Source organism: Cyanobium sp. N5-Cardenillas (assembly GCF_024345515.1).
Classification (GTDB): domain Bacteria; phylum Cyanobacteriota; class Cyanobacteriia; order PCC-6307; family Cyanobiaceae; genus Cyanobium.
In genome coordinates this window covers 1-9,785 of sequence record NZ_JAGQBG010000114.1, presented here as the reverse complement: position 1 = coordinate 9,785, position 9,785 = coordinate 1, and the positions used below count along the sequence as shown (strand labels likewise).

The following is a 9,785-nucleotide window of genomic DNA, read 5'->3' as shown; positions in this document are numbered from 1 at the left end:
TTGCCCAGCTCATCGGCCACCGCCGGCATGGCCTGGCGCAGGGCCACCAGCTGGCGCCGCAGTCCCTGGGCCGTCTCCAGCTCGAGCCGCCGGGCGGCCACCAAGGCGCCTGGGGCAACGGGGGCGGCGGGGGCGTCGAGGCGGTCGGCCTGGGCGACCAGGGCGGCACCGAGGTCGGCCAGGAACCGGCGCAGCCGCTGCCGGTTGCCTTCCACCGCCAGGTCGGGCCAGAACAGGCGCAGGGACAGCAGGGCCACGAGGATGCCGGCCGCGGTCCAGAACAGACGCACCGGGACCCAGATCCCCAGTTCACCGTCGTGGACCAGCCAGCCCATCACGATGATGTTGCTGCCCACTTTGTAACCCACCTCCAGCCCCAGGCTCGCCCCCAGCAGTCGCATGGCGACCAGGGCCAGGCTCAGCCCCAGGGGCAGGGGCAGGTGGCTCAGGCCGGTGAACGACACCACCAGCACCAGGGCTCCCGCCACCGATCCGAGCAGTCGCTGGCGACCCAGGCCGATGGATCCCCCGTAGGTGCCGGTGCAGACCACCAGCACGGCCAACGGGGCGTAGAAGCCGTAGGCCAACGGGGCAAGGGCGCCGAAGCCGTTCATCAGGCCGGCGGTCAGGGCCAGGCGCAGCTCGGAGCGGCGAATCAGCATCGGGCCACCAGGCTGAGGGTGCGCAGGCTCGCCAGCAGCGGGTGCTGCTCCTGGGCCAGGGCCAGCAGCGGCAGCAGGGGCAGCGACCGCTGCCGGGCCAGGGCCTGCCAGGGCCGGGGGTCCGGGGCTGGGGCCGGCAGGGAGCCCCCCTCGAGCAGGGCCCCGATGCGTGCCATCCCCGCCGCCAGCGGATCGTTGCCGCCATCGCCGGCGGCGGCAGAACCTGGGCGGAGACGGTCGGGCAGGCCAGCCAGCAACCGTTCCCACTGCACCCAGTGGTGCTGGACCGCTGCCCAGAGCTGCAGCCGCTGGGACCAGCGCTGCCCCTGCATCCGCCGGCCATGGGGTCCCCGGCGCTCCTCGGCCACCAGCTGTTCCATGGCCACCAGGTCGTGGCTGAGTTGGGCCGGGGGCAGGGGCAGGGGCCGTTCCCCCCGGCCCTCGAGCCAGTCCCGCTGCCGCTGCAGTTGGGCGATGTAGCCGTTGCGCAGGCCAGCTTCCAGTCGCATCAGCCGGTCGACGCCCCGCCGGGGCCAGAACAGCAGGCCCACCAGAATGGCGATCACGCAGCCGACGGCCGTGTCCAGGGTGCGGTTGAACACGTAGTCCCAGTTCAGGGCCACATGGCTCGGAATCATCAGGAACATCAGGCTGACCAGGGTCGCGGTCCCGGCGGCCGACTGCCAGCCCAGCCAGCGCAGCAGGGGCAGGATGAACAGAAGCGACACCAGCACCCCCAGCCAGCCGGCCAGCACCGTGTGCACCAGAAAGGTCACCAGCCCACCGGTGATGGTGCCGAACACCCGCACCCTGGCGGCCTGGAGGCTGAGGTCATCGCCGTCCTCCATGACCGTGACCACCGCCAGCATCGGGTACCACACGTAGGCGATCCGCTCGAACCAGAGCGACAGGGCGGCGGTGACGAAGGCGGCCACCCCGAGCCTCAGGCTGTTGCGAAGCAGGGCGGATCGCACGGACCTCTGGGGCGCTCGACAGGCAGGAGCCTATGGACATTCATGGTCCCCGGCTGGTGGCCGATACGCCAGGGCTGGGTGCCGGTGCGCGATGGTTGATGGCCACGTGTCGTGTCGCGGCCAGCCATGGTCCTCTCGCTGAGCCCGGATCTGGAAGCCCTGCTGCGGCTTGGCATGGCGGTGCTCTGCGGACTGGCCGTGGGAATCAACCGGGCACACCATGGCAGCCGGGCCCACCCCAACAGGTTGCGGGTGCATGTACTGGTGGGAATGAGCGCCTGCCTGATGGTTCTGGCGGCCGGCCCCGATCCCCAGGCCCGCAGCCGAGTGATTCAGGGCGTGGCGACGGGCGTCGGCTTCCTGGGGGCCGGCGAGATCCTGGTGCCTCCGGTGCGTCCGAAGCACGGCATTCCGGAGGTGCGGGGCCTGAGCAGCGCGGCCTCGATCTGGTTCACGGCGGCTCTCGGCGTCACCGTGGCGGTCTCCAGCCCGGTGCCGGTGCTGATGGCCCTCGGTCTGGCCCTGGTCACCCTCTCCGACCGTGACGGCCACCCGCCCGACGGGGGCAGCGATGAAGCTCCGGCTCCGGCCGAAGAGGTCAGAAAAGGAAACGGTGGCGGCCGTTCGTAGCATTGGCCTGGCCGTCGCCCTCCGCTTCGAGGGGATCGCCCTCGGGAGCCGGCCAGACGGCGTCCCAATAACTGATGCCATCCTTGTAGAAGGGGCGGCCGTCCAGCCTCTGGGTGTCCAGCTGGGTGCTGCCCATGGCGGTGATCAGGCCGCCCAGCTCCATCGGCCCGAGGTCGGTCCGGATGTCCTGGCGGGCGGCCATCATCAGGGCCGGCAGGCGCACCAAATACTCGGGTCGGGTGAGTTTGCGGAACAGGGATTTGAGGGCCAGCTGCTGGCGGTCCATGCGGCCGAGGTCGCCGGTTTCATCGTGGCGGAAGCGCAGGAAGCCCTCCAGATCCTTGCCCCGCAGGGTCTGCACCCCGGGCTGCAGATCAATGGACAGCCCCTGGCTCCGGTCTTCATAGAGCATGCGTTTGGGCACATCCACCTCGATCCCCCCGAGCACGTCGGCCATCTGGCGAATGGAGGAGAGATTGACGACCAGATGGTGCTGGATGGGACGGCCCAGGCGCTGGGAAACCTCACGCTTCACCGCTTCGATGCCGCCCAGGTTGTAGAGGGCATTGATCTTGACCGGTCCGAAACTCTCGGCCTCGATGTAGGTGTCGCGCGGGATCTGGGTGATGCTGGTGCGGTTGCCATCAATGCGCAGGGTGGCGATCACATCGGTGTTGCCGCCGCCCACGTCGGTGCCGAGGATCAGCACATCCTGGCGGCCCATGCCGCCGCTCCAGGCGGCGAAGGGGTTGGTGAGCGCCGCGCCACCCCCGGCGTTGGCTCTTGCCGCGATCAACTGGGCCAGGGGCCCGGCCAGCAGCAGGCCCGCCCCAAGACCGCAGGCGACGGCGATGAGGACGGGCGCGCGCCGACGCGCCGGCCTGGGTTTAGACATCTTCATTCAATCCAAACTAAGCCCACTGGGCTCAGCGCAGGGCTTCCTCCGACCTCAGCCCGGTCTGCACACGCCAGAGGGCGGCATAGGCCCCGTTCCGGGCGAGCAGATCGTCATGGCCGCCGCTCTCAACGATCCTGCCCCGTTCCATCACCACGATCCGATCAGCGTGGCGCACCGTGCTCAGCCGGTGGGCGATCACCAGGGTGGTGCGTGAGGCGGTGATGCGGTCGAGGGAGCGCTGGATCGCGGCCTCCGTTTCGTTGTCGACGGCGGCGGTGGCCTCATCCAGCACCAGGACTGGCGGATCCTTGAGAATCGCTCGGGCCAGGGCGATGCGTTGGCGCTGGCCTCCGGACAGGCGCAGGCCCCGCTCGCCCACCACGGTGTTGTATCCCTGGGGCAGCGCGTGGATGAACGCGGCCGCCTCGGCCAGGCCGGCGGCCCTGGCGATCGCCCCACGGCTGGCTTGGAAGCTGCCGTAGGCGATGTTCTCGGCGACGGTGCCGTGGAAGAGGAACACCTCCTGGCTCACCAGACCGATGGCCCGGCGCAGGTCCTGCAGCGCCACCTGCTCTATTGCCACGCCATCGAGCAGGACCCGGCCCGCCTGGATCGCATACAGCCGCAGCAGCAGCTTGACAATGGTGCTCTTGCCGGAGCCGGTGGCCCCCACAATCCCCAGGGTGGCACCCGCGGGCACCTCCAGATCAAAGCCTTCCAGAAGCCTGTCGCGGCCGGCGTAGGCGAAGTCGACGGACTCGAAACGGATGTGACCGCGGACGGTGGCTATCGGCAGCGGGCGGTGGCCGCTGGGGATGGCGATGGGGGTGTCCAGCAGATCCATCACCCGGTGGGTGGAGGCCATGGCGCGCTGGTAGTCGTCGAGGGTGCGACCCAGGGTGGTGAGCGGCCACAGCAGCCGCTGGGTGATGAAAACGAGAAACGAATAGGTGCCGATGGCGATGGCCCCACGCCAGGCCTGCAAACCACCGATCACGAGGATCGCGATGAACGCGAACAGGATCGCGAACCGGATCAGGGGGATGAAGGCCGCCGACAGGCGGATGGCCTGGCCGTTGCTGGCGCGGTAGGCCTGACTCTGGGCGATCAGCCGTTGTTTCTCCCACTCCTCCGCGGCGTAGCTCTTGATGGTGAGCATGCCGCCGATGTTGTTGCTCAGGAGGCTGGCCAGATCACCGGCCCGTTCGCGCACCTCCCGATAGCGCGGGGCCAGCCGCCGCTGAAACCGCAGGGACCCCCACAGGATCAGCGGAATCGGCAGGAAGGAGACGCCCGCCACGGTGGGGGACAGCACGAGCATCGTGCCGCCCACCGCCAGGACGGTGGTGACCAGCTGCAGGATCTCGTTGGCCCCCTGATCGAGGAAGCGCTCCAGCTGGTTGATGTCGTCGTTGAGGACCGTGAGCAGACGTCCGCTGCTGCCGGCTTCGAAGAAGCCCATCTCCAGGTGCTGGAGGTGGTCGTAGGCCTCGACGCGCAGCTCGTGCTGGACGGTCTGGGCGAGGCGACGCCACAGCAGGGCGTACAGGTATTCGAACAGGGATTCGGCGCTCCAGATCAGGAACGAGAGCAGCGCCAGCACCCCCAGCTGGCCGGGAACGGTGCTGAAGCCGAGCCCGGCCAGCCAGGAGGTGCGCTGCTGGACCACCACATCCACCGCCAGGCCGATGAGGACGGGCGGCGCCAGGTCGAACAGTTTGTTGAGGACCGAACAGGCCGCCGCCAGCCGGACGAGCCTGCGGTGGGGCCGCAGGCTGGCCAGCAGACGGGAGAGCCCAGGTGCTGGGGTGGTCGGCGCCCTGGCGCCATCAACGGCCATGGAGGCCGCAGGCGTCACCAGCGATTGCCACCGCCGCCGCCACCCCCGTAGCCGCCGCCGCCGCCGTAGCCGCCACCACCGGAGCGGCCACCGCCGCCTCCGCCGGGGCGACCACCGCCGCCGCCGTAGCCGCCACCACCGGAGCGGCCGCCGCCACCGCCACCACCGCCTTCACGGGGTGTGGCCTTGTTGACGCGGATCATGCGGCCCATCCATTCGACGTCCTGGAGGTCGTCGATGGCCTTCTGCTCGGAGGCATCGTCGGCCAGTTCGATGAAGGCGAAGCCACGCTTGCGACCCGTTTCCCGGTCGAGGGGAAGGCTGCACTGACGGACCTCGCCGTACTGGCCGAAGAGATCGAGAAGGTCCTCGCGTTCAGCCTGGAACGAGAGGTTGCCGACGTAGATGGTCATTCAATGAAAAAGCTGGAACGGATTCCTCCGGTGTCGGGAATCCCATGGAAAGCAGGCGGTCGGCATGGAGCGCAGATCGGGTCCAGAAGGGGTCCGGTTCTGTTGGGCCTGTGCCGTCGGTGCGTGCCGAAGGGAGCCAGAACGGCATGGAACTCGGTGAAGCCTACAACCGAGCCCCTTGGCTCCATGGAGAAGTTTGAAGCGGAAGCGAAGCAATTCCGAAATTTTCCCCGGCCCTGGCCAGGACGCTCCATTGTCAGCAAACCCTGATCAAGCTGATCTCATGAAGACCGCCCCCGTCCCCTGGAGCCTCACCTGGCGTGAGGATGGCGAGCTCGGCACCCAGGATCTTTTCGACCTGCTCCAGGTTCTTGTGGCCAACGAAAGTCACGAGGTCCAGATGTCCCTGATCAGCGCCGTGGAGCAGCTCACGGTGAGTGAGCCCCAGGTGATGGTCTGCGAGCAAGTGACCCGGATGTGGGCCTGAGGGCCCCGATCAGATCGGGTAGCGCTTCGAGGTGGCGTCCTTGCAGCTGCTGCGGGCCGAGTCGATGCTGCTGCCGCTCGTGATGCGATCGGCCACACAGCTGCAGGCGTAGTTGGCCATCCCGTCGGGAGCTTTCTTGCCGGACTGGGCCAGCTCCGTTTCGAAGGCGGAGAGGCAGATCGAGCGCACCACCTCGAGGATGGGGCCGGAGGCCGCCTGCGCCGGCCCCCCCGCCGGCCCGAAAGCTGCCAGGGCCACCAGGCTGAGGATCAGCCAGCCAGCACCTGGCAGGACGCGGGGGGAACGCAGACGGGGCCGCTGCTGGGAAGGCATGGTGAGTTGGCGTGGTGAACGCCGGCGAGGGGAATCAGGAGCCCAGTCGGGAGATCTGAAGTTCCTTGTTCATCACCCGCAGGCGACGAAGGTCCGCGAAAACGTCGTCAGGCATGCCCTTGGGCAGGTCGACGGTGCTGTGGGCATCGAAGATGCGGATCTTTCCGATCGAGCGGCCGGCGAGGCCGGATTCGTTGGCGATGGCGCCCACAATGTTCCCGGGCTTGACCCGATCGCGCCAGCCCACTTCGATCCGGAACCGTTCCATGTTGTCTTCGGGGCCGTCCTCGCCGCGTTCCTGGCCGCGGTCGTTGAAGGGCCGGCGATCACCACCCCGCTCCCTGTCGCCACGGTCGCGATCCCTGGTGGGGGCACCGGGACGGGACTGACCCCAGCGCTCCTCACCCTGCAGCAGCAGGGGTTTGCCGCCAAGGCCGAGCTCAAGGGCGGCGAGGGCCAGCTGGTCGGGGCTGCAGGATTGCTCCTGGGCCACCCGTTGCAGGATTTCGGCCAGCAAGGCCCGCTCCTCCGGGTTGCAGACCGGTTGCTGCAGGGCCGTGGTGAGTTTCTGACGCAGGCGATCAAGGCGGTGCTGGTTGATGCTGGCGTTGCCGGGCACCTCCATCACTTCGATCGGCTGGTTCACGGCGCGCTCCAGACCCCCCAGGAAGCGGCGCTCCCGCGGGGTCAGGAACAGGATCGCCTCGCCGCTTCGCCCGGCCCGACCGGTGCGGCCGATGCGGTGCACGTAGGCCTCGCCGTCAAAGGGGATGTCGTAGTTGATGACCAGGCCAATGCGGTCGACATCGAGGCCCCTGGCCGCCACATCGGTGGCCACCAGTACGTTGACGCGACCATCGCGCAGACGCTCGATCGTGCGCTCCCGCTGGGTCTGGGGCACGTCGCCGTTGAGGACCGCCACGTCGTAGCCGTGCTGCTCCAGGGACTCGGCCACCGTCAGGGTGATGGCCTTGGTGCGGGCGAAGATGATCACCCCTTCGCTGCCCTCGGCTTCCAGCACCCGTTCGAGGGCCTCGAGCTTCTGGGGACCGTTGACGACCAGGTGCCGCTGGCGGATGCGGCGGCCGTCAGCGGCCTTCTGGCGGATGGTGACTTCGGCCGGGTCCTTGAGATAGTTCTGGGAGATGCGGCGGATCTCCGAGGGCATGGTGGCGGAGAACAGCACCACCTGACGCTCGGCAGGGAGCTGCTCGAGCACCCACTTGACGTCGTCGATGAAGCCCATGCGGAGCATTTCATCGGCTTCGTCCAGCACCAGGCTGCGCAGACCGGAGAGGTCGAGGGTGCCCTGGCGCATGTGATCCATCACCCGGCCGGGGGTACCCACGACGATCTGCACACCCCGACGCAGATGCTGGATCTGGTCGCGGAAATCGGCGCCGCCGTAGATCGGCAGCACCTTGACGCCCTTCATGCAGGCCGCATAGCTGTTGAAGGCCTCGGCCACCTGCATCGCCAGTTCGCGGGTGGGGGTCAGCACCAACACCTGGGGGGTGCGTTGACCGGCATCGAGGCGCTCCAGCAAAGGCAGGCCGAAGGCCGCGGTCTTGCCGGTGCCGGTCTGGGCCTGGCCCACCAGGTCGCGGCCGAGCATCAACTCGGGAATGGCGGCTTTCTGGATCGGGGAGGGTTCCTCAAAGCCGATGGCCGCCAGGCCGTCGAGGAGTTCACGGCGCAGGCCGAAGGCGGCGAAGGCGCTGACGGGGACGGAGGTTTCCGTCACGGAAAGGGCGATGGTGAGGTCGTCCTCCGGGGGAGCCACGACGGACGAGAGGACAGTGTCCTGGCAAGGCTGCTCAATGGCCGCCTGGGAATCAGCGGCACCGATGAGGGTGCTGCCGTCAATGATCTGGGTCACGGAATGCTGGAGCCTGGTGAATCCTTCAACGCAGGCCGGCAGCGGACCGTGGGAATGGGTGCCCTGCACCCGGGCTGCCTTGCCCTTGCTCAAAGGTTGAAATGAGACTTTACCACCCGGCCGTAATCATCGCTGAGTCGCTCGATGTCGTCCTCCCGCAGCTGCGTGCCCAGCTGCACCTCGATGATTTCAAGGTCGGAGGCTGCCGCCGCCGCCGCCCGATGGACGCCGCCGCAGGGGACGAACAGGGTCGCGCCCGGGACCGCGGCGAGGCCTTCGCCATCGCACTCCATCTCGCCGGTGCCGGCCACCACCACCCAGTGCTCGCTGCGGTGGTGGTGGCGCTGGAGGCTGATGCGTTGATCCGCCGTGATCAGAATCCGTTTGACGAGATAGCCGGGGCCCGTCGCCAGGGTTTCGAACCATCCCCAGGGACGGTGGACCCTCGCCCTGCTGAAAGCTGTCAACGGCCGCCGCTGGGTGGGGATGTCGGATGGAGAAAAGACTGACCGGAACCACCTGGGGCCAGGGAATCCATGGGGGTCGTCCCTGTCGACCTCGCGGCACCTGAGGGGCCATGTCCGGCGAGGCCGGGCCGATCCTTCGTGACGATGCTTGAGGGCATTCCTCGAGGGGTCTGGAGAAATGGAGGGTCTCCCGGAAGGGGAGAAATCCCAGCGGTGGAGACGATTGGAGCAGGGGGTCCGGAGAGCTCGACCGGGGTACCGCGCCGATGCATGAAGTATGGATCTGGGGCCGATGGCGGCCCCGGACGGTTCACTTTTCGTAGACACCCAAGGCCGCCTCGGTGAGCAGCAGGGCGCCCCGCCTGGCCCGGGTCAGGGCGGTGTAGAGCAGGCGGCCATCCTGGGATCCGCCGCTGGGCAGCAGCACGATCACCTCCTCGGCTTCGCTGCCCTGGGCCTTGTGCACCGTCAGGGCCAGGGCGGGCTCGGCAGCCCCAGCCAGCTGGCCGGGATGGATCCAGATCGCCTCCCCGTTCCCGTCGCCGAACAGCAGCCGCGCCGATGGACCCGGCCCGCCCACGAGCAGCCCCACATCCCCGTTGGCCAGGTCCAGTTCCGGCAGGTTGCGCCGGCAGAGCACGGGGGTGCCCGCCGGCAGATCCTGCAGGTCGACGTCCTGTCGTCCCCCCAGCAGGGTTCGATGGATCGCCTCCAGCCCCCAGCGACCCTGGCGCTGGGGGGCCATCACCAGAAGCTGGTCGCGGGCGGCAAGCAGTGCTTGGCAGCCTTGGTCGGTCCCGGGCCGGCAGCGCGCCGCCAGCCCCGCCAGGGAGGCCTGGTGGCGGTGCAGTCGCTCCAGCAGCTCCGGCGGCAAGGTCCGGGGGGAGCAGGCACGCCACTGAAGGTTGTCGGTGGGCCCCAGCGCCTGGAGCAGGGGGAGGATGGTGGCGAGCGGGTCGGTGGCGGTGGCTGCAGTGGCGGTGGTCAGCCCCTGGCGCAGGGCGCTGGCCACCGCGGCAATGGCCCCGGCGTTGCGGTAGGTGGTGGTCAGGGTGATGGCGGCGGGCCCGAGCTGGCGGCGGCAATCGGGCCGTTGCAGCTCCTGGAGCACGGCCCCGGGCGCGATGGGCGGCAGCTGGCCCGGGTCGCCGACCAGCACCAGCCGGCAGATGGTGGGCAATGCCTCCAGCAGGGCGGCCATC

At 68.9% G+C, this 9,785-nt stretch carries 11 protein-coding genes; 2 read left to right on the top strand and 9 right to left on the bottom strand.

The features are described from left to right. Both KBZ04_RS10125 and KBZ04_RS10120 read right to left on the bottom strand, forming a co-directional pair. A partial coding sequence (locus KBZ04_RS10125; protein WP_254991812.1) for an FUSC family protein occupies nt 1-662 on the bottom strand: 662 nt, incomplete at its 3' end. Further along, nucleotides 656-1,636: an FUSC family protein gene (locus tag KBZ04_RS10120; RefSeq protein WP_254991811.1), complete on the bottom strand. Its 981-nt coding sequence runs from the start codon at nt 1,634-1,636 to the stop codon at nt 656-658. The genes KBZ04_RS10120 and KBZ04_RS10125, both read right to left, overlap by 7 nt. A gap of 126 nt (nt 1,637-1,762) precedes the next feature. On the opposite strand from KBZ04_RS10120, the gene KBZ04_RS10115 reads away from it, so the two are divergent. After that, complete coding sequence (locus KBZ04_RS10115) at nt 1,763-2,266, top strand: MgtC/SapB family protein (protein WP_254991810.1); 504 nt, start codon at nt 1,763-1,765, stop codon at nt 2,264-2,266. Here the strand turns inward: KBZ04_RS10115 and KBZ04_RS10110 are convergent. From KBZ04_RS10110 to KBZ04_RS10100, 3 genes are read right to left on the bottom strand one after another with little or no spacing between them, the layout of a single operon-like run. Continuing rightward, nucleotides 2,235-3,167: an LCP family protein gene (locus KBZ04_RS10110; RefSeq protein ID WP_254991809.1), complete on the bottom strand. Its 933-nt coding sequence runs from the start codon at nt 3,165-3,167 to the stop codon at nt 2,235-2,237. The two genes, KBZ04_RS10115 and KBZ04_RS10110, sit on opposite strands and share 32 nt — an antisense overlap. 25 nt (nt 3,168-3,192) lie before the next feature. Further along, a complete protein-coding gene (locus KBZ04_RS10105; protein ID WP_254991808.1) occupies nt 3,193-5,004 on the bottom strand; it encodes an ABC transporter ATP-binding protein in 1,812 nt (603 codons plus the stop codon). Between the two features lie 14 nt (nt 5,005-5,018). Continuing rightward, nucleotides 5,019-5,417, bottom strand: a complete 399-nt coding sequence (locus KBZ04_RS10100; protein WP_254991807.1) for an RNA recognition motif domain-containing protein — start codon at nt 5,415-5,417, stop codon at nt 5,019-5,021. A gap of 283 nt (nt 5,418-5,700) precedes the next feature. Between KBZ04_RS10100 and KBZ04_RS10095 the strand changes: the two genes are divergently transcribed. Further along, entirely contained in the window at nt 5,701-5,904 is a 204-nt protein-coding gene (locus tag KBZ04_RS10095; RefSeq protein WP_254991806.1) for a hypothetical protein, read from the top strand. A 9-nt stretch (nt 5,905-5,913) separates the two neighbouring features. Here KBZ04_RS10095 and KBZ04_RS10090 read toward each other — a convergent pair whose 3' ends face one another. From KBZ04_RS10090 to KBZ04_RS10075, 4 genes are all read right to left on the bottom strand, one after another. After that, complete coding sequence (locus KBZ04_RS10090; RefSeq protein WP_254991805.1) at nt 5,914-6,237, bottom strand: hypothetical protein; 324 nt, start codon at nt 6,235-6,237, stop codon at nt 5,914-5,916. Nucleotides 6,238-6,271: 34 nt separating this feature from the next. After that, nucleotides 6,272-8,116, bottom strand: coding sequence for a DEAD/DEAH box helicase (locus KBZ04_RS10085; protein WP_254991804.1), 1,845 nt, complete (start codon nt 8,114-8,116; stop codon nt 6,272-6,274). A gap of 89 nt (nt 8,117-8,205) precedes the next feature. After that, nucleotides 8,206-8,583: a phosphomannose isomerase type II C-terminal cupin domain gene (locus KBZ04_RS10080; protein ID WP_254991803.1), complete on the bottom strand. Its 378-nt coding sequence runs from the start codon at nt 8,581-8,583 to the stop codon at nt 8,206-8,208. Between the two features lie 310 nt (nt 8,584-8,893). Further along, nucleotides 8,894-9,785: ATP-binding domain-containing protein (locus KBZ04_RS10075; protein WP_254991802.1), on the bottom strand; the 892-nt coding region annotated here is incomplete at its 5' end.